This is a genomic window from Arthrobacter sp. JCM 19049, assembly GCF_001310435.1.
In genome coordinates, this window is the sequence record NZ_BAXF01000779.1 from 1 (window position 1) to 796 (window position 796).

General features: G+C 68.7%; 3 protein-coding genes. 1 reads left to right on the top strand and 2 read right to left on the bottom strand.

Going from position 1 to position 796, the window contains the following annotated elements:
- On the top strand, positions 1 to 230 hold a 230-nt coding region (locus JCM19049_RS16195; protein ID WP_279403433.1), incomplete at its 5' end, for a DsbA family protein.
- Positions 231 to 269: 39 nt separating this feature from the next.
- Here JCM19049_RS16195 and JCM19049_RS16200 read toward each other — a convergent pair.
- Together JCM19049_RS16200 and JCM19049_RS16205 are read right to left on the bottom strand one after the other, a co-directional pair.
- The gene (locus tag JCM19049_RS16200) at positions 270 to 596 is read right to left on the bottom strand and encodes a LytR C-terminal domain-containing protein (RefSeq protein ID WP_279403434.1); all 327 of its coding nucleotides are present in this window, start codon (positions 594 to 596) and stop codon (positions 270 to 272) included.
- Positions 590 to 796, bottom strand: a 207-nt coding sequence (locus tag JCM19049_RS16205) for a hypothetical protein (RefSeq protein WP_279403435.1), incomplete at its 5' end; no start/stop codon positions are given. The genes JCM19049_RS16200 and JCM19049_RS16205, both read right to left, overlap by 7 nt.

A 796-nucleotide genomic window follows, 5' to 3' on the forward strand; every position in this document is an offset into this window, starting at 1 on the left:
CCCTGGCCGACCTGGCCGCCGCGGTGGGCCTGGATCGTTCGCAGGCGCTGGACGTGCTGGAAACCGATGCCCACGCCGATGAGGTGCGAGCCGACATCGACCAGGCCCGCCAGCTGGGCATCAGCGGGGTGCCGTTCTTCGTGCTGGAGGGCAAGTACGGGATCTCCGGGGCGCAGCCGGCCGAGAACTTTGTCCAGGCGCTACGTCAGGTGCGTGCCGAGCAGGCCTAGCGGCAGGAGACCGCCGGCATCCCTGCCGTCCGGCTTCTTCTACTTCTTCGCCGCCGGCGCGGCACACTGCAGGGGACCCGGCGTCTTGTCCAGGCGCCGGGTCTTGGTCATTTCGGCGAACTTCGCACCGATTTCAAAGTCCACCTGCGCCCCGCGCTTGTCCTTGTCGAACACGTACACGGCCCCATCCAAGTGCCGCTGCAGGGTCAGCGCCTGCGCATAGCCCTGCGGGCCGGAAACCACCGCGCCCACCGTGTCCGCGTAGTCGCTGACCGCGCTGGTGGTCAGCGCAATCTGAAAACCGCGCTGGGACAGCTTCTGTGCGGTGCTGCCGCCCAGGCCGTTCTGCCCGCCCGCGTTCAGCACCCGCACCTCGACCTCGTTCGGATCCAGGTAGGTGAAGTCACGCTGCGGGCAATCAGGTTGGCAATCGGCTGCTGCTGGTCGGCGGCGGCCGGGGTCTGCCGCTGCCCGGGTAGCTGGATCTTCTGCGTGAACACCAGCAGCGCCACGACCAGCACGACGGCCACCAGTGCGCTGAGCGCGCCGAACACGGCGTTCTGCCG